This window comes from Shewanella sp. 10B (assembly GCF_023475885.1).
Taxonomy (GTDB): Bacteria; Pseudomonadota; Gammaproteobacteria; order Enterobacterales; family Shewanellaceae; genus Shewanella; species Shewanella mangrovisoli.
Map to the genome: position 1 here is coordinate 1 of NZ_JAMDJO010000038.1, position 245 is coordinate 245.

A 245-nucleotide genomic window follows, 5' to 3' on the forward strand; every position below is an offset into this window, starting at 1 on the left:
CACCCCTCTGACTTAAGGGCTAATCCCCGTTCGCTCGCCGCTACTAGGGGAATCTCGGTTGATTTCTTTTCCTAAGGGTACTTAGATGTTTCAGTTCCCCTCGTTTGCCTCGCAACGCTATGTATTCACGTTACGATGACCGCTTATGCGGCCGGGTTCCCCCATTCGGACATCGTTAGCTCAAATGCTTGTTACTAGCTCGCCAACGCTTTTCGCAAGTTACTACGTCCTTCATCGCCTCTGAC

Annotated in this window: 1 rRNA gene; it reads right to left on the reverse strand. The window is 51.4% G+C overall.

The features are described 5' to 3' along the window. Positions 1-244, reverse strand: a 23S ribosomal RNA gene (locus tag M0415_RS21370); the annotation flags it as partial. Between the last annotated feature and the right edge of the window lies 1 nt (position 245).